At 64.4% G+C, this 15,924-nt stretch carries 19 protein-coding genes; 12 read left to right on the top strand and 7 right to left on the bottom strand.

Annotated features, from left to right (window positions below):
* The first annotated feature begins 89 nt into the window (after positions 1-89).
* Positions 90-401: a hypothetical protein gene (locus UW3_RS27470; protein ID WP_050990031.1), complete on the top strand. Its 312-nt coding sequence runs from the start codon at positions 90-92 to the stop codon at positions 399-401.
* Between the two features lie 3 nt (positions 402-404).
* Entirely contained in the window at positions 405-587 is a 183-nt protein-coding gene (locus UW3_RS0121535) for a DUF1289 domain-containing protein (protein WP_010225542.1), read from the top strand.
* A 4-nt stretch (positions 588-591) separates the two neighbouring features.
* On the opposite strand, the gene UW3_RS0121530 is transcribed toward UW3_RS0121535, so the two are convergent.
* A complete protein-coding gene (locus tag UW3_RS0121530) occupies positions 592-1,503 on the bottom strand; it encodes a LysR family transcriptional regulator (protein WP_010225539.1) in 912 nt (303 codons plus the stop codon).
* Positions 1,504-1,629: 126 nt separating this feature from the next.
* Here UW3_RS0121530 and UW3_RS0121525 point away from each other — a divergent pair, with 126 nt between their 5' ends.
* The 3 genes from UW3_RS0121525 (at position 1,630) to UW3_RS0121515 (ending at position 3,431) form a co-directional block, all read left to right on the top strand.
* Positions 1,630-2,370: an SDR family NAD(P)-dependent oxidoreductase gene (locus UW3_RS0121525; RefSeq protein ID WP_010225537.1), complete on the top strand. Its 741-nt coding sequence runs from the start codon at positions 1,630-1,632 to the stop codon at positions 2,368-2,370.
* 20 nt (positions 2,371-2,390) lie between these two features.
* The gene (locus tag UW3_RS0121520; RefSeq protein WP_010225536.1) at positions 2,391-2,597 is read left to right on the top strand and encodes a tautomerase family protein; all 207 of its coding nucleotides are present in this window, start codon (positions 2,391-2,393) and stop codon (positions 2,595-2,597) included.
* Positions 2,598-2,708: 111 nt separating this feature from the next.
* Entirely contained in the window at positions 2,709-3,431 is a 723-nt protein-coding gene (locus UW3_RS0121515) for a GNAT family N-acetyltransferase (protein ID WP_010225535.1), read from the top strand.
* On the opposite strand, the gene UW3_RS0121510 is transcribed toward UW3_RS0121515, so the two are convergent.
* Positions 3,428-4,318 carry a LysR family transcriptional regulator gene (locus UW3_RS0121510; protein WP_010225534.1) on the bottom strand — a complete coding sequence of 297 codons (891 nt, stop codon included), beginning with the start codon at positions 4,316-4,318 and terminating at the stop codon, positions 3,428-3,430. The two genes, UW3_RS0121515 and UW3_RS0121510, sit on opposite strands and share 4 nt — an antisense overlap.
* Before the next feature lie 111 nt (positions 4,319-4,429).
* On the opposite strand from UW3_RS0121510, the gene argC reads away from it, so the two are divergent.
* Positions 4,430-5,362 (top strand): N-acetyl-gamma-glutamyl-phosphate reductase, encoded by a 933-nt coding sequence (gene argC, locus UW3_RS0121505; RefSeq protein WP_010225533.1) that lies wholly within the window; start codon positions 4,430-4,432, stop codon positions 5,360-5,362.
* A gap of 116 nt (positions 5,363-5,478) precedes the next feature.
* Here the strand turns inward: argC and UW3_RS0121500 are convergent, their stop codons facing one another.
* On the bottom strand, positions 5,479-5,823 hold the full coding sequence (locus UW3_RS0121500) for an SH3 domain-containing protein (protein WP_010225532.1): 345 nt from the start codon (positions 5,821-5,823) through the stop codon (positions 5,479-5,481).
* Between the two features lie 210 nt (positions 5,824-6,033).
* On the opposite strand from UW3_RS0121500, the gene UW3_RS0121495 reads away from it, so the two are divergent.
* Positions 6,034-7,476, top strand: a complete 1,443-nt coding sequence (locus UW3_RS0121495; RefSeq protein ID WP_010225531.1) for a SulP family inorganic anion transporter — start codon at positions 6,034-6,036, stop codon at positions 7,474-7,476.
* A 6-nt stretch (positions 7,477-7,482) separates the two neighbouring features.
* Here the strand turns inward: UW3_RS0121495 and UW3_RS0121490 are convergent, their stop codons facing one another.
* The gene (locus UW3_RS0121490) at positions 7,483-8,334 is read right to left on the bottom strand and encodes a CAP domain-containing protein (protein WP_010225530.1); all 852 of its coding nucleotides are present in this window, start codon (positions 8,332-8,334) and stop codon (positions 7,483-7,485) included.
* Between the two features lie 209 nt (positions 8,335-8,543).
* On the opposite strand from UW3_RS0121490, the gene UW3_RS0121485 reads away from it, so the two are divergent.
* Positions 8,544-9,158, top strand: a complete 615-nt coding sequence (locus UW3_RS0121485) for a cell wall hydrolase (RefSeq protein ID WP_010225528.1) — start codon at positions 8,544-8,546, stop codon at positions 9,156-9,158.
* 1 nt (position 9,159) lies between these two features.
* Here the strand turns inward: UW3_RS0121485 and UW3_RS0121480 are convergent, their stop codons facing one another.
* Complete coding sequence (locus tag UW3_RS0121480) at positions 9,160-9,855, bottom strand: DUF1963 domain-containing protein (RefSeq protein WP_010225526.1); 696 nt, start codon at positions 9,853-9,855, stop codon at positions 9,160-9,162.
* Positions 9,856-9,952: 97 nt separating this feature from the next.
* On the bottom strand, positions 9,953-10,543 hold the full coding sequence (locus tag UW3_RS0121475; protein WP_010225524.1) for a TetR/AcrR family transcriptional regulator: 591 nt from the start codon (positions 10,541-10,543) through the stop codon (positions 9,953-9,955).
* An 89-nt stretch (positions 10,544-10,632) separates the two neighbouring features.
* Between UW3_RS0121475 and UW3_RS0121470 the strand changes: the two genes are divergently transcribed.
* A complete protein-coding gene (locus tag UW3_RS0121470; RefSeq protein ID WP_010225523.1) occupies positions 10,633-11,280 on the top strand; it encodes an NAD(P)H-dependent oxidoreductase in 648 nt (215 codons plus the stop codon).
* A gap of 5 nt (positions 11,281-11,285) precedes the next feature.
* Here the strand turns inward: UW3_RS0121470 and UW3_RS0121465 are convergent, their stop codons facing one another.
* Positions 11,286-11,702 carry a hypothetical protein gene (locus tag UW3_RS0121465; RefSeq protein WP_010225520.1) on the bottom strand — a complete coding sequence of 139 codons (417 nt, stop codon included), beginning with the start codon at positions 11,700-11,702 and terminating at the stop codon, positions 11,286-11,288.
* Positions 11,703-11,863: 161 nt separating this feature from the next.
* On the opposite strand from UW3_RS0121465, the gene UW3_RS0121460 reads away from it, so the two are divergent.
* From UW3_RS0121460 to UW3_RS0121450, 3 genes are all read left to right on the top strand, one after another.
* Positions 11,864-12,370 (top strand): sigma-70 family RNA polymerase sigma factor, encoded by a 507-nt coding sequence (locus tag UW3_RS0121460; RefSeq protein ID WP_010225519.1) that lies wholly within the window; start codon positions 11,864-11,866, stop codon positions 12,368-12,370.
* Positions 12,367-13,350 carry a FecR domain-containing protein gene (locus UW3_RS0121455; protein ID WP_010225517.1) on the top strand — a complete coding sequence of 328 codons (984 nt, stop codon included), beginning with the start codon at positions 12,367-12,369 and terminating at the stop codon, positions 13,348-13,350. The genes UW3_RS0121460 and UW3_RS0121455 overlap by 4 nt, the downstream gene beginning before the upstream one ends.
* A gap of 86 nt (positions 13,351-13,436) precedes the next feature.
* The gene (locus UW3_RS0121450; protein WP_010225515.1) at positions 13,437-15,887 is read left to right on the top strand and encodes a TonB-dependent siderophore receptor; all 2,451 of its coding nucleotides are present in this window, start codon (positions 13,437-13,439) and stop codon (positions 15,885-15,887) included.
* Positions 15,888-15,924 lie beyond the last annotated feature (37 nt).

The following is a 15,924-nucleotide window of genomic DNA, read 5'->3' as shown; positions in this document are numbered from 1 at the left end:
TCACTGGCTGAGGGCGATGGCCCACAAGCATAGTAGGCGTGGGCAAATAGCGTATGATCTGCCCGCCCTTCCACGAGGCTCCTCATCCCATGCCAATGAGCAAACGCGAACAGGCGCAGCTTGACCGCCGTCTGGTCGCTACCCTGACCAATGCCTGCGAGACCGCCAAGGCCGAAATGGTCGGTTTTGCCTGGCTCACTCACCTGGTCGACTACACCCGCTTCCCTTCCAGTTTGCAGGTGATCTGGGTATTCGAAAGCCGGGCCGCCAAAGACCACGCCCTGGCCAGCGGGCAAGGTGAGCGGATGATCGAGCTGACTGCTTTAGCGTTGCAGGACGCCGACGTCGAATTGCGCCCGCTTGCACCCCACGTGCAGTTCGACGTCGAAAAACGAGGCTGACACATGGCCAAGGACATCGAGAACCCCTGCATCGCCGTGTGCCAACTAAGCGGCGACCTGTGCCTGAGTTGCGGCCGCAGCAAGGACGACATCCGCAAATGGAAGCGCATGAAGCGCCCGGAAAAAATGGCTGCTGTGCAACGCGCCACCCAACGGATGAAAAGCCTGAAAAAAGCCAAAGGCTAACGCTTCAGGCACCTGCACCCTGAGTCAAGAAATCGATGAAGGCCCGAACCCGTAGCGGCACATGGCGGGCATGAGGGTACAGCAGGATGAACGGCCGTGAAGTGCCGCCATAGGGCGTCAGCACTTCCAGCAGCTGGCCGCTGTCGAGCTCCTGCTGCACAGTAAAGCGATACGCCTGCATCAACCCCGCGCCGCTTTTGACCAGAGTGGCGGTGGCGAGAAAGTCTTCCAGGCAGGTGATGCCACCGGCCACCTCCAGCTCCACGCGCTTGCCGTCGACCATGAACGACCAGGGCACCTTGCGCCCACTGCTGGGCAGTTCGAACTGAATGCACTGGTGAGTGGCCAGGTCATGCGGCGTCTGCGGCGTGCCCGCTTCACGCAGGTACTGCGGCGTCGCCACGATCACCAGCTCGGCGTCTTCCAGGCGCCGGGCGATCAGACGCGAGTCGGCCGGCTCGCGGCCGCGAATGGCCAGGTCGTAGCCTTCATCGGCAAAGTCGATGTTGCGGTTGCTGACGTGAATGTCGATCTGCACCTGCGGATACAACTGGCGGAACCCGGCCAGCCTGGGCAGCAAGCGAAAGTGGGCATAGGGCGTCGGCACGCTGATGCGCAGCAGCCCGGACGGCACGGCCTGGCCACCGCTGAGCGCACGCTCGGCATCCACCAGCTGGCTCAGGGCCTGGCGGCACTGCTCGTAGTAGCGGCGCCCGCCGTCGGTCAGGCGCATCTGCCGGGTGGTGCGCACGAACAGGCGCACGCCGAGGCGTTCTTCCAGGCGCGCCACCGAACGGCTGACCGCCGCCGGCGTCACCCCGGCCAGGGTCGCCGCGCCGGTAAAGCTGCTGGTTTCGGCAGCCAGGCAGAACAGCTCGATACTGCCCAGTTGAAGGTCGTCGAAATGGCGGGTCATGACGGCTCAATTGATTACATGGAGTATCAATTCAAATTCCATGCACACCATTTTTCAATACCTGCTTGCAAATTAAAGTCTGCCTCACCTGCCCGGCAACCCTGCCTGGCCCACTGGAGACTGACCATGCACACCGCCAAGACTGTCATCGTAACCGGCGCCTCGAGCGGCCTGGGTTTTGCCATCGCCAAGGCTTACCTTGAGCGCGGCGACAATGTGGTCGGCAACGCCCGCACCCTCGCCCGCCTGCAAGAGGCTACCGCCAAGCTCGGCAACCCGGCCAACCTGTTGCTGGTCGAAGGTGATATTGCCCTGCCGCAAACGGCGCGCAAGCTGTTCGAGCAAGCCATCGAAGCCTTCGGCAAGGTCGATATCCTGGTCAACAACGCCGGGATCTTCATTGCCAAACCGGTCGCCGACTACACCGAAGCCGAGGTTGAAGCCATCGTCGACACCAACCTCAAGGGTTTCTTCTACCCGGCCCAGGCCGCAGCCCGGCACATGGCCAACAACGGCGCCGGGCATATCGTCAACATCACCGCCTCCATCGCCCTGCAGCCGAACATCAAGGTGCCGGCGCTGCTGCCGGTGCTGATCAAGGGCGGCATCAACCAGGCGGTGCGTGCTCTGGCCCTGGAACTGGCGCCGTCGCAGGTGCAGGTCAATGCCGTGGCCCCGGGGATCATCGATACCCCACTGCATGGCGATGACCCGCAGACCCGCGAGGCCCTCAAAGCCCTGGCGCCCACCGGGCAGGTCGGCTCGCCAGAGGATGTGGTCGACGCAGTGCTCTACCTGACGGACTCGACTTTTGTCACCGGCACGGTGATTGCCGTGGACGGTGGTTCGGCGACGGGTACCTGGTAAATCACACAGAGGAAACAAGCATGCCGTATGTCCATATTCGCGTGACCGATGAAGGCGTCACCCGCGAGCAGAAGCAGCAGTTGATCGAACAGACCACCGAGATGCTCGAGCGGGTGTTGAACAAACCACCGGCGTCGACCTTCGTGGTGATCGAGGAAGTCAATACCGATAACTGGGGCGTGGGAGGCGAGACGGTGACGACGCTGCGCAAGCGAGAAAAAGGCTAACCCCATCGCCGGCCAGCCAGCTACCCCCCAATCGCACGGCGAAGGGACGGATGGCTGGCCCGCACGGTAGAATCGCGCCATTGCCGTTTCTGCCTGGAGTCCCCCCTACCGATGCCCGTCCTCCACCACTTCGTCGCCCCGCCCGCGGAGCCGATCAAAAGCCAGATCCTGCAGATGGTGGTCGACTACCTGACCGACATCAGCAGCGTCGCCCTGCCACCGAGCAACCCGCTGTACAGCCTGTACCAATACGGCATCGGTTTCGAAGTGCATCTGTACCTGGAGGCCATGGACGGCTCGCGTGGCATTCCGGTCGAGCTGATCGTGGCCATGGACCTCGACGATCCCGAGCAGGTGGTGGGCTTCCTGTTGTACCTGCCACTCACGGATGATCCCCTGGCGTGCTCGGTCGCCTACCTTGCCGTGCAGGCCAGCCACCGGCACCAGGGCATCGCCCGCGCCATGCTGGCGCAGATGACCGCACGCTACCCGCATGCCGAGCTTGGCTGCGTGGCAAGCAAGGTGCCGGTCTTCGAGGCCCTGGGCTTTCAGGTGATTGGCGCACGTGGCCCGCAGGTGTTGATGAACACCCGCGCCCAGGCCAGCGCCGGCATGGCGGCGGTGCTGGACATCGCACCGATCTACCGCACCCTGGAAGTGCAGCAGATTCACAGCTACCTGCTCAAGCAACACGGCAAGCGGGCCATGGTCGATGCCGAGAAACAGCGCGACCGCCACCTCGACCAGCTCAGCCGCAAGGCGCGGGCCCTGGCCCTCGAGCGCCTGGGTGAAGGGCCATGGCTGGACGGTGGTCGCGGGCTGCGGCTGGTCTAGCCGGCCTTCGCCACCTGGCTCATCAGCACCTGCAGCACGTACTGGGTGCCCTGCTCCACCTCGCCCTGGCGGCAGGCGATGCCCAGGTGCCGCCACAGACCCGGGCGCAGCGGGCGCATGCTGATTCGCCCGTCCGGTTCCGGCGCTGCCGACTCATGGGGCAGCAAGGTCGCGCCGTAACCCGCCGCTACCAGGCTTTTCACCGCATCGTTGTAGTTGAGCTGGATGCGCGCTTGCGGTTGCAGGCCGGCGCTGGCGAACCAGTCGTTGGTGACCCGCGACAGTTGGGTAGTGCTGTCGTTGAGGATCAAGGCGCGGCTGGCCAGCCAGGCCGGGCTGATGCGCGCCGGCGGCGACCAGCTTGCGGGGACGAAGGCCATGATCGGGTCGCGCCGCCACGGGCGTATCGCCAGGCCCTTGATCGCCGCTTGCGGCAGTGCCACCAGGCCGATGTCGAGGCTGCCGTCCTGCAGGCGGGCCAGCGATTCGCTGGAAGTCAGCACCTGTACCTGGACGTCGATGCCCGGGTGCTGCACGCCGAGGAGGTCCAGTGCCTGCGGCAGCAAATGGGCGATGGCGCCGGTCGAGGCGCCCAGGCGCACCCGCCCGGCCAGGCCCTGGACCTGACGCTGGACATCATCCAGCGCCTGTTCGGCATCGGCCAGCAGGCGCCGGGCGCGTTCGAGCAGGGTTTCACCGATGGCCGTGGGGCGGACCTGCCCGCGTTTGCGCGACAGCAACGGCGCGCCGATGCGCGCCTCGAGGTCGGCAATGTGCAGGCTGACCGTGGGCGGCGCCAAGTTGAGCGCCCGCGCCGCCTGGGCGAAGGAGCCAAGGTCGGCGATCACCACCAGGGTACGCAGCCGGTCGAGGCTGATTTCACGCATGGGCTTGGCATTCAGAAAAAGTGAAGCTGAGCATCATGATATTCAAATTTTCTTTCGTCCAGCCGCAGGTGAAGATGGCCGCTCATTTGTAGCCTTTGCACGAGAGCATCCATGCACCAGCCCCTAGTCTTTATCGACGGCGACCAAGGCACCACCGGCCTGCAAATCCACGCTCGCCTGAACGGCCGCAACGACCTGCGCCTGCTGACCCTGCCGGCGGCCGAGCGCAAGAACCCGCAGCGGCGCGCCGAAGCGATCAACAGCGCCGACGTGGCGATCCTCTGCCTGCCGGACGATGCCGCCCGTGAAGCCGTGGCGGCCATCGTCAACCCGCACGTGCGCGTGATCGACGCCAGCTCCGCGCACCGCACCAGCGCGGGTTGGGTCTATGGTTTGCCGGAGCTGGATGAACAACAGGCCGAGCGCATCGCCCGGGCCAAGCGGGTCAGCAACCCCGGTTGCTACCCCACTGGCGCCATCGCCTTGTTGCGGCCGTTGGTCAGCGCAGGGCTGGTGCCGGCGGACTATCCGCTGACCGTGAACGCGGTGTCGGGTTACTCCGGTGGTGGCCGTGCGGCGGTCGAGCAGCATGAAGGGCCGGATGCGCAGGCGGCCCAGGGTGTGCGGGTGTATGGCTTGCACCTGGATCACAAGCATGTGCCGGAGATTGCGCAGCATGCCGGGTTGTCGCAACGGCCGGTGTTCGTACCCAGCTATGGCAGCTACCGTCAGGGCATTGTGCTGACCATTGCCCTGCAGACCCGGCTGCTGCCGGCGGGCGTGACTGCCGCGCATGTGCAGGCGTGCCTGGCTGAACAGTACCACGGTGCCCGGTATGTGCAGGTGGCGCCGCTGCAGCTAGGTGCGTCGGCGGTGCAACTGGACCCGCAAGCGGTCAACGACAGCAACGACCTGCGCCTGGCCGTGTTTGCCAATGAGCAGCATGGCCAGGTGCTGCTGACGGCGGTGTTCGACAACCTCGGCAAAGGCGCTTCGGGCGCGGCGGTGCAGAACCTGGAGCTGATGCTGGCGGCGATGGGCTGAGTGTGCATCGGGGCTGCTGCGCAGCCCATCGCCGGCAAGCCAGCTCCCACAGGGATTGTGCATGCAGGTCCACTGTGGGAGCCGGTCTTGCTGGCGATGGGGCGCGAAGCGGCCCCTCATATCACCTGCAACACTTGCAACGGCACCCACCCCGACGCGCGCCCCTTGCTACACCATACCCACCCGTTCAACTGCCGGCCACCCACCAGGCAATCACCGGCCTGCACCTCCAGCTCCCGGGCGCAGTAGTCTTCCAAGGCAATGCCCTGATCATCGCCAAGCCGCTCAATCACCTGCCCCGGCACCCAGCCAGCCGATTGCCCGGCGGTGCTGCACCAGTACCAATTGTCCCACCCCTCCTCACCGTCATAGCGCTCGCCGATGCTCAGTGGCGCCCCCTTGGCAAAGGTAATGGGCTCGGGGTATTCACTTCGGTGCGCTTCGATCACCCGGAACTTCACTGGGTTTCACCTCCATTTGAAAATCGCCGGCACTGCCGCCATCCTCAGCGGCCTGCCTCTTATGCGGATCGCTCAGCAGGGAAGAATATTGTCATGTGTGCAAGCTGCAGGATATCGGCCAGGGCGCTGGCTTGCGATCGGGAAATTACGTAGCATCCCTCGCTTTTTTCCCGACGGCACCCCGCTGCCGGGCCGCTCTTCAGGTAGGTCATGAGAACAACCCCGCTACGCACCGATGTCCTGGCAGGACTCACCACAGCCTTCGCCCTGGTGCCCGAGTGCATCGCCTTCGCCCTGGTGGCCCACCTCAACCCGTTGATGGGCCTGTATGGCGCCTTCATTATCTGCACCCTGACCGCCCTGCTCGGTGGCCGCCCAGGGATGATTTCCGGCGCGGCCGGCTCCATGGCCGTGGTTATCGTCGCCCTGGTGGTCACCCACGGCGTGCAATACTTGCTGGCCACCGTGCTGCTCGGCGGGCTGATCATGATCGCCTTCGGCCTGCTGCGCCTGGGCAAGCTGGTGCGCATGGTGCCGTATTCGGTGATGCTCGGCTTCGTCAACGGCCTGGCGATCATCATTGCCCTGGCCCAGCTTGAGCACTTCAAGGCCGATGGCGCCTGGCTCAGCGGTGCGCCGCTGTACCTGATGCTGGGGCTGGTGGCACTGACCATGGCCATCGTCTACCTGTTGCCACGCCTGACCCGCAGCGTGCCGCCGGCGTTGATCGCGATCCTTGGCATGGGCGTCGGGGTCTACCTGCTCGACCTGCCGACCCGCACCCTCGGCGACCTGGCGCACATCGCCGGGGGCCTGCCGGCCTTGAACTGGCCGCAGGTGCCGTGGAACCTCGAGACCCTGCAGGTCATCGCCCCCTACGCGCTGCTCATGGCCCTGGTCGGCCTGCTGGAAACCCTGCTGACCCTCAACCTCACCGACGAGATCAGCGAAACCCGCGGCCACCCCAACCGTGAGTGCGTAGCGCTGGGCGTAGCCAACATGACCTCCGGGCTGTTCGGCGGCATGGGCGGTTGCGCGATGATCGGCCAGACCGCGATCAACTTGAGCTCCGGCGGCCGCGGGCGGCTGTCGGGCGTGGTCGCCGGGGTGATGATCCTGATGTTCGTGCTGTTTCTGTCGCCGCTGATCGAGCGTATTCCGCTGGCGGCGCTGGTGGGAGTGATGTTCGTGGTCGCCCAGCAGACCTTCTCGTGGGCGTCATTGCGGGTGCTGCACAAGGTGCCGGTCAACGATGTCCTGGCGATCATCGCCGTGACCCTGGTGACGGTGTTCACCGACCTTGCTGCGGCAGTGCTGTGCGGCATCGTCATCGCTGCGCTCAATTTTGCCTGGCAACAGGCCCGCGAACTGTATGCCGACAGCCATGACGAAAGCGACGGCAGCAAGCTCTACAAGGTCCATGGCACGCTGTTCTTCGCTTCGACCACGCCGTTCCTCAACCAGTTCGACCCGGCCAATGACCCGGCCCAGGTGACCCTCGACTGCCGCCACCTGAACGTCGTTGACTACTCGGCGATTGCCGCGCTCAAGACCCTGCGCGAGCGCTACAGCAACAACGGCAAGCACCTGCGCGTGGTGCACCTGTCCGAGCGCTGCAAGCAGCTGCTCAAGCGTGCCGGGCTTGAGCACTAAGGCGCCTTACGGCGCGCCGAACATCGCCGTCCAGTAGATCCCGGCATCGCTTTTGGGGTCGACCGCGTAGGCCGCGCCCAGCTCGCTGAACAGCGGGTTCATCAGGTTGGCGCAGTGGCCGGGGCTGGCCAGCCAGCCATCGACCACCTTGCGCGGGGTGTCTTGCCCGGCGGCGATGTTCTCGCCGACCTGCTGGCCGGCATACCCGGCAAGCTCGGCACGATCGCCCGGGGTACGGCCGTCGCGGTCCTTGTGGTCAAAGACATTGTTGTTGGCCATTCCCCGCGTGTGGCTCTCGGCAGCGCCGGCCAGGGTGGCGTTCCAGGCCAACGGCGTGGTGGCGTTGAATGGCTGGCCGCCGCACTGGCGCGCCTGGCCGCGTGCGCTGTTGATCATCTCCAGGACCTTCTGCCCTTCGGCCTGCCAGTCGCCCAGACGCCCGGCCAGCAACGGCCGCGCCAGGACGATGCGCCAATCGCGGCCCTCGCGGCTGACCCCGACATCGACGAATTGCGGGTCGAGCACTACCTGGCAGAAACTCTCCTGCACCGCCTTCATGGCCGACTGCGCATCCCGCGGCCCAGACAGGCTGATGGCCTGGACGTTGACCATCGGGTAGCTCTTTTGCGCCAGGACCGCGCGCAGGTCGCCCATGCTGTTGGCCGGCAACACCAGGCGCGGATCGCTGGCCAGCGGCGGCAATTCCATCGAAGCCTGGCCGGCGCAGCGCTGGGCCTGGCTGCGGTAGGCGTTGATCGACTCGACCAGCTGCGACTCGTCACTGGCCTGGGCCGTCACGGTAAACGCCAGCCCCAGCGACACAGCCGCCAGGTGCACAACGGATGAGATGACGCGCATGTAAATCTCCCTTGAACGGACTGTGCCCATGATGCGCGATTTGTCCGTCAGCGGGCAGTGCCTGGGCAGCAAAACCTGCTGGTGGTCGGTTGGAATGATTGGTCGGCCGTGTTGTCGATTCAATAGAGGGCGCTCAACTGCAGGGCGCCGCTGGCGATAGCTACAGGCCGGCATTCAATTCGACGGGTTAGCAGTGAAAGGGGCTGACCATGCGCCTTGCCATTCTCATCACTTGCCTTGCTCTCGCCCTGCTCCTGGCGGATAGTGCCGCTGCGCAAAACCAGGCCCGGGAGGCCGAAGAAAAAGCCCAGGTGCTGGAGCAAAAAGCCGCCAGCAACCCCGATGCGCCACCCGCGCCCAGGTCCCAAGCCATCACCAGGACCGAAGTCCAGGCCGTCGACCCGGCCGGTGCAGCAGCGCTGGATGACGCCATCACCTGCCTTGCGCGCAGCATCTACTGGGAATCCAAGGGCGGTAAAGCCGAGGATATGGAAGCGGTGGCCAATGTGGTGATGAACCGGGTCGGCCACGCGGGCTTTCCCGATTCGGTCTGTGGTGTGGTCAAGCAAGGCTCGGAGCAAGGCGCCTGCCAGTTTTCCTGGTGGTGCGATGGCCGCTCGGACGATGTCCAGGAAGAGGTGCGCTACACCCTGGCCAAGGAGATCGCCCGCAAGGCCCTGAACAGGCAATTGCCTGATCGCACCGGCGGCGCCCTGTACTTCCACGACCGGCACGTGCGGCCGGACTGGTCGAAAAGCTATGCCCGAACGGCCGAGACCCGTGAGTTTCTGTTCTACAAGCCGCGTAAGGGCAAGTCACACTAGCTCAATAGAAGTCGTAATAGAGCGCCCACTCGCCGCTGTCGCGATGCTTCCAGAACATCAGGCTACCGCTGTCGACCACGTTGAGGTTGATCTTGGCATCGGATGAAATCTGGAAGACGAACTCGAAACCTTCGCCAGGGTCGACGCCCGATTGGCAGAACGACGGATAGCCGCCGATCTTGTGCTCGTAGGCGTGCGTGGTCACTTCGTAGTAGCTCTCGATGTCCCCTGCCCGTTCCAACTTGAGGATTTCCTCGACCAGGTCGTCCGGCACGCCCGCGCCATCCCACAGCGGATAGTCCTCGTCGAGTTTTTCAGCCCGCAAGGGGAAGGCCTTGAGGAAGGAATTGGCGACCGGCAGGTCCTTGCGCACCAGCTCATCGTCAGCGCGGTATTCCCGGATCAACCAATTGTTGCCCATGGCTTCGAACTGATCCGGGAAGGGATAGCCGACGAACAGGGTGAGGGTGCGGATGCCCTTGAGCGCCGGGCTGCTGAACGGCAGGCTCGGCAGGTGGAACTGGGCCACGGGCAACAGCGGCTCGCCGTCGGCGTTGGTCGGTACGCCCTCATCCGGGCGGTAGAAGAATACCCGGCCGAGCCAGCTTTCTTCATCGCTGTTACTGGGGCGAAAACCACCGGCGAAAAAGCGCGTGGCGGGTTTGGCCAGGCGTTGTTTGATTGCTTGAATGTCCATATTACTCATCTATTTGACAGGCCCTATCGCGGGGCAAGCCCGCTCCTACAGGTGTGCTCTGCAGCCTGTGGGAGCGGCGCTTGCCCCGCGATGCAATTTAACTGCGCACAACCATCGCCTTGATGGTCTCGAACAACTCCTGCTGCGCCTGCTCCGCCGTAATCTCACCGTTCGCCGCAGAATGAGACAACGCCTCGGCCGCGCCGATCATCGCCCGCAATCCCGCGACGCCAATCTCGCCACGGCCACTGAACGGCTCCAGCAGCGCCCGGCATTTGCCCATGAACACCGCCTCGTACTCGCGCTTGAGCTGCTCAAGCTCCGGCGAGCTGGCCAGCGCGGCGATCACCCCGGGAATCTCCCGGCCCTGGGTCAAGACGCAGTCGACGTAGGAGCTGGCAATCACCGCAGCGGTACTTTCAAGCGTCGGCTCACTGGCGGCCAGGGCGGCATCCATCACCGCCGTCTGGCGCACATCAAAGGACTGATACAGCGCCGCAAGCAGCCCCGAACGGGTACCAAAATGGTCATAGACCACCGGTTTGGTAACCCCGGCCAACTCAGCCAGGCGCCCCAGGGTCAGGGCTTCGGTACCCTCCTCACGGATCAGGTGCCAGGCCACGTCCAGGAGCTGCTGCTGACGGTCTTCCCGGGACAGGCGCCGACGCGGTTGCGGATCGCTTGACATGCTTACCTACCAAAAGTAACTTACCAAAGGTAACTTATACCCAGCATACAAGTTATGCCCCTTCCCCGCAATTCGCAGGAGTCCTTGCCATGCACGCACTTGTGGTTGTCGCTCATCATGATCCGCGCTCGCTGACCCACAGCCTGGCGGCCACGTTCGCTGAAGGCCTGGCGCACAACGGCGATCGCGCCGAAGTCGTCGACCTGTACGGCGAAGGCTTCAACCCGCTGTTCGGCCCTGCCGACCACGCGGTCCACCATCGCGCAACAGCGCCCGCCGATGTGCTCGCCGAGCAGGCGCGCATCGACCGCAGCGATGCCCTGGTGCTGATCTATCCGGTGTACTGGTGGTCGATGCCGGCGCTGCTCAAGGGCTGGATCGATCGGGTCTTCGTCAATGGCTGGGCCTTCGACTTCAGCCCCCAGGCCCCCCTGGTGAAAAGGCTGTGGCACCTCAATGTGCACCTGGTCGGCGTCGGCGGCGCCGATGCCGCAACCTATGCCAGGCATGGCTATGAGCAGGCCATGAAGACCCAGATCGATCACGGCATCTTCGATTACTGCGGCGCCCGGGTGCTGAGCTCGACCTTGCTGCTGGACTCGGAAAGCGCAGACCCCGGCGCCCACCTTCAAAGCATGTTCGAGCGCGGCCGCACCTTGTTCGCCGAAGTGCCCGAGCCCCCTGAAGCGGCGGCCTGCTCGAGACCAAGCGATCCATTGATGCCGCTGGTGAGCTGAGCGGCTCAGGCATGTGACAGCAACGCAAACATCAGCCTGGCATCCTCGATGAACCGGCCGGCCTGGCCCAGCACGAACAGGCTGTCATCGGACTCCAGCGGCTGCGCCTCGAAGCCGCTGACATCCAGCGGCGCAAACCCCAGCACCACCCGCGTGGTCTGGGGCGTGCAGAGCTGTGCAATCAGCGTCTGCAGGTCGAGCGCTTGCCTGGCGAATACGTCATAGAGCGTCATAACGATGCGCCCATCATGGGCCAATGCACAGGGCTGGTAGCCCTCGCCCCAATAGCCATCCTGGTACCACTGCTCGAAATCGAACTCGAACGTCTGGTGGGTCAAGGCGTTGAAGCTGGCGCGCAGCCGCGTATCGTCCTTGAAGTGTTCCAGCAGACTGAACTGCTGGCCCGCGAGTGACAGGTCCATTCTCTTTCCCTTGCTTCGTCTGGGCGCCACCCTATAACTGCCCCCACGGACAGTCTGTAGGTAAATTGTAAAGCGGCGCCCCTGCAGGTGATTGCACCTTGCCTTACTGCACAGGTAATATTGAGAACGATTCACACTAACACCTTCGGAAACGCCAACCGGTGCCAACCTCCTCCACCCGCAAGCTGGGCTTTTTTTTCAGCGACCACCACCGTTGGCTCCTGCAGCATATCCACAAGCGCCTGCGCAACCGCGCCGATGCCGAAGACACCGCCGCCGAGACCTTCTGCCAGATGCTCGCGGCCCAGGTCGACCCTGCGAGTATCCAGCAGCCGCGCGCCTACCTGTCGACCATCGCCCGCCGGTTGATTTTCGACCGCCATCGCCGTCGCCAGCTGGAGCTGGCCTACCTGGAACGTTTGTCGGCCCTGCCCGAGCCGCTGGCGCCCTCCCCCGAGGAGCAACTGCTGCTGATCGAGGCACTGGTGAGCATCGACCGGGTGCTCGACGGCCTGCCGATGATCGTCAAGGCCACCTTCCTCTACAGCCAGCTCGATGGCATGAGCTACGTCGATATCGCGCGCAAGCTCGACCTCTCCGAGCGCACCGTCAGCCGCTACATGAAGCAAGCCCTGAGCCAGTGCTACCTCAGTGAGCTGGCGCCATGAACCCGCGCCGCCTCGACCCAAGCGCAGAAGCCGCCATCGACTGGATGGTGCGCTTGAGTTCGGGCAACACCGACGCCCAGTTGCACAGCGACTTCAGCCAGTGGCTGGGCAGCGACCCGGCTCACGCCCAGGCCTGGGCACACTTGCAAGAGCGCCTTGGCGGTGCCTGCCAGACCGTGCGCAACTTCGAGCGCCGCGCCCCCGGCCAGGCCGGTGAGGCTCGCCAGCTGTTGCTGCAAGCCAATGGCTCTCGGCGCGAACTGCTGCGTGCCTTCGTCGGTATCGGCGTGCTCGGCGGTGGCCTGTGGCTGGGTGCGCGCAGTGAGATGGGCGAAGCGCTGCTGGCCGATTTGCGCACAGCCAGGGGCGAGCGCCGGGACTTCACCCTGGCCGACGGCAGCCGGCTCAGCCTGAATGCCGGCAGCGCTGCCGACCTGCAGTTCGATGCCCGTCAACGGCTGGTTATCCTGCGCCGTGGCGAACTGATCATCCAGGTCGCCGCCGACCCGCAGCGGCCGTTGCGGGTGCGTAGCGCCCAAGGTGAAATGCGCGCCCTCGGCACGCGCTTTCTGGTCAGCCAGGAGGCCGAGGCCACGCGCCTGGTAGTGCTTGAGCATTCGGTACGGGCGCGGCTGTTCAACGGCAGCGAGCTGGAGGTGCAGGAAGGCCAGGCCGCGTTGCTGCGCGGCGAACGCATCGAGGCCCTGGGCAATGGCGAGCGCCAGCGTGCCGACTGGCTCAGCGGGCGCCTGAATGTGCTGGATGATTCCCTCGCCTCCGTGGTCGAGGCGCTACGCCCCTACTACCGAGGGTTTGTCCGGGTCGAACCCGAGGTTCGCGGGCTGCGCGTGCAAGGTGTATTCCCGTTGGACGAACCGCAGCGGGCCTTCGCCGCACTGGCCGAAACCCTGCCGGTCAAGGTCGATCAATACAGCCCCTGGCTGACGCTGATTCGGGCCAAGAATCAGCGTCAAGAATAATTTATGAAAATCACTCGTATTTGTGTCCGGTTTTCATTTCTCATCACACCTATCTCCTGACACGCCAACATAATCAGGAGAATTCCGTGCTCAACCCTTGGTCCCACGCCCTTCCTGTCGCCGTGGCCCTGGCTACGCTGGCCAGCACCGCCCAGGCCCAGGAACAGGCCCTGAGCTTCAACCTGCCCGCCACCTCACTGGCCAGCACCCTCAATGCCATCGCCAGCCAGAGCGGCCGTATCGTTTCCCTCGATCCGGCGTTGGTCCAGGGCAAGCAGGCACCGGCAATCGTCGGCAGGATGAGCGCCGTGCAGGCCATGCAAAAAGCCCTGGCCGGCAGCGGCCTGCAGTTGCTGGTCACCGAACAGGGCAACTTCAGCGTGCTGCCGAGCATCGACACCGGCAACGCCCTGGAGCTGGGCGCCACCAGCATCAGCGGCATCGGCGGCGGTGTCGATGCGGCCACTACCGAGGGCACGGGCTCCTATGCGGCGCGGGCGACCACCATTGGCAAGGGCAGCCATACGCTCAAGGAAATCCCCCAGTCGGTCACGGTGATGACCCGCCAGCAGATGGACGATCAGAACATTGTCGACCTCAAGGACGCGGTCAACCAGACCACCGGCCTGGTCGGCTTGCAAGGCGTAGGCCCGGGCCTGATCATTTCATCGCGCGGCTTTCAGATCGACGACTGGCAGTACGACGGCGTGGCGATCCCGCGCAACACCTACTCGCTGGGCAACTGGGCGACCCAGGACCTGATCTTCTTCGACCGCATGGAAGTGCTGCGCGGTGCCTCGGGCCTGTTGCAAGGCACCGGCAGCCCGGGCGGCACCGTCAACCTGGTGCGCAAGCGCGGCCAGAACACCCCCACCGTGACCGTCACCGGCAAGGCCGGCAGCTGGGATCATTACGGCCTGCAACTGGACGCCGGTGGCCCGCTGAACGACGCCGGCACCGTGCGCGGCCGCTTTGTGGCGGACGAGGACCAGAGCGATTCGTTCGTCGACTACGAATGGAGCAAGACCCATTCGCTGTACGGCGCGCTGGACTTCGACCTGAACGAGGCCACCACCCTGGGCTTCGCGGTCAGCCAGTCCAACGCCGAGTCGCGGCCGATGCTGCGCGGGTTGCCGCGCTATGCCGACGGCAGCGGCCTGGATGTGCCGCGTTCGACCTTTACCGGCTCGCGCTGGAACCATTCGGAAATCGACGTCACCACCCTGTACGCCGACCTTGAGCACCGCTTCAACGACGACTGGAAGTTCCACGTTGGTGCGATTCGCATGAGTGAAACCAACAAGTCGACCCACCAGCGGGTACAGACCGTTGACGATGCCATCAACTTCGATGGCAGCGGTGTCAGCTATGCCGACTGGGTAACCGATTTCGACTCTACCAAGATCGGTGCCGACATGTACGTGGAGGGCAAATTCAACGCCTTCAACCTCGAGCAGGAAATCACCCTGGGTGGCAACTACTCGAAGCTGACCACCGATGACCTGTTCGCGCGCACCTTCAACGACAGCACTGACAACATCTTCGCTATCGACCATCACCGCCCGGACATCAGCTACGACAGCTTGCTCGCCAAGCCCAACGGCCGTGGTTTCAGCAGTGGCTATGACGTGCGCCAGAAAGGCCTGTACGGCGTCTGGCGGGTCAAGCTGGCCGAGCCGTTGACCCTGGTGCTGGGTTCGCGGGTCAGCTGGTTCGACTACCGCTATGACTCCACCACGTATGCCGCCATCACCCGCGCCCCTTCGGCCAGCCCGACCAGCACCATGACCGAAAGCGGCGAAGTTACCCCGTACGTCGGCATCATCTACGACCTGAGCCATGAATGGTCGCTGTACGCCAGTTACGCCGACGTCTTCGTGCCGCAGACCGAACGCGCCGTCGGCGGCGCGGCGCTCAAGCCGATCATTGGCAGCAACTACGAAATGGGCATCAAGGGCGAACTGCTCGATGGCCGCGTCAATACCTCCCTGGCGGTGTTCCGCTACGACCAGGAAAACCGCGCGATCACCGACAAGGCCTCAGGCTTTGCCTGCGATGACTGGTACTGCTCCACCGCCGCCGGCAAGGTACGCAGCCAGGGTATCGAAGCCGAAGTCAGCGGCGAAGTGCTCAGCGGCCTGCAGCTGTTCGCCGGCTACACCTACAACACCACGACCTTCCTCGAAGACCCGGACAACAAGGGCAAGGTGTTCAGCACCTGGACGCCCAAGCACATGCTGCGCATGTGGGGTAACTACCAACTGCCGGGTGACTGGAGCAAGGTCAGCACCGGCCTGGGCTTCACCGCGCAGTCCCATACCCTGGGTTACGAGCATACCTACGACGTACCCGGCTACGCCGTGTGGAACGCGCGCCTGGCGTACCAGCTGACCCCGGAAGTGGGCCTGGCGCTCAATGCCAACAACCTGTTCGACAAGCACTACTACATCGCTGCCTACAACCAGCTCAACGGCAACAACAACTTTGGTGACCCACGCAACTTCACCTTTACCGTGAAGTACACGCCGCAGTTCTAGGTTGCTAGTGCCGGCCTCATCGCTGGCAAGCCAGCTC

It is taken from the genome of Pseudomonas donghuensis, assembly GCF_000259195.1.
Classification (GTDB): domain Bacteria; phylum Pseudomonadota; class Gammaproteobacteria; order Pseudomonadales; family Pseudomonadaceae; genus Aquipseudomonas; species Aquipseudomonas donghuensis.
The sequence above is the reverse complement of the archived record's forward strand: the minus strand, read 5'-3'. Positions and strand labels throughout refer to the sequence as shown.